Genomic DNA, 1,248 nt, shown 5'->3' with positions numbered 1-1,248 from the left:
CAATGAAAGCCCTTCCGAAAAGGAAGGGAAATTTTTTGTGATGGGCTAGAGGTGCTGTAGGGTGCCTGCCTCAATGAAAGCCCTTCCGAAAAGGAAGGGAAATTGCCCATGACGATGGCAAAAATCGCGATACCCACCGCCTCAATGAAAGCCCCTACAAAGAGGTAGGGAAATTCGCGGACAAATACCACGGCAAGGTTGTGCAGGTGCCACCCTCAATGAAAATCTCCGCTAGAAAACAAAGAAACCCGAATCTTGCTTCTCGTTCAGGTCCAAATCGCGTGCGCCTCGATGAAAGTCCCTGCCAAAAAAGCAGGGAAATCCATTCCACACGGTACAGAATCGACGAAGTTACCTTCCCTCAATGAAAGCCCCTCCAAAAAGGAAGGGAAATGCCAGACTGACTTGCGTCGCACCAGTGTTATTGGTCGTGCCTCAATGAAAGTCTACACCCCAAGGTGCAGAACAAACGGTCCAGCAGTCATCCTAATCCATCACAACAGCCTATCTTATTGGAAGTCCCACAAGCTGCTGGGAATAGTCTTTTCGGGTTTCGGGGCAAATGTCTTGGTGAAGCCTCAATGAAAGCCCTTCCGAAAAGGAAGGGAAATAATCAGGTTGAAGCCCCGAACCCCGTTACCGGAATCCCTCAATGAAAGCCCCTCTGAAAAAGCAGGGAAATCCGGTATCTGTTTCGTGCAGGTGCCGGGCGGCTTGCTGCCTCAATGAAAGCCCCTCCGAAAAGGAAGGGAAATCTGATGCATCAGCCACGACTCAAAGCTGCCCTTGTGCCCCTCAATGAAAGCCCCTCCAAAAAGGAAGGGAAATCACGGTCGCGCCCTGTGCACGGTGCACGGTCAGCGCCCCTCAATGAAAGCCCTTCCGAAAAAGAAGGGAAATCCGAGCCGGTGCCGATCTTGAAGGTTCGGTCGGTCACCCCTCAATGAAAGCCCCTCCGAAAAGGAAGGGAAATACCGGGGACCGTGGGCAAGGATGAGCCCTTCGCATGGCCTCAATAAAAGTCCCTACAAAAAAGGTAGGGAAATATTATAAGCCTGACTTATTGGATGCAAGAGGTGTGACGCCTCAATGAAAGTCTCCGTTAGAAAGCGAAGAAAGACCCAGCTAGTAGAGTGCAGTAGAAAGACCTCAATGAAAGCCCTTCCGAAAAGGAAGGGAAATTTCCAGCGCCAACGCAGATAGTGAATTCTAGTTCGCCTCAATGAAAGCCCCTCCGAAAAGGAAGGG

The sequence above is a fragment of the Rothia sp. HMSC072E10 genome (assembly GCF_001813965.1).
GTDB classification, from domain to species: Bacteria; Actinomycetota; Actinomycetes; order Actinomycetales; family Micrococcaceae; genus Rothia; species Rothia mucilaginosa_A.
This window is presented reverse-complemented; position numbering follows the sequence as displayed.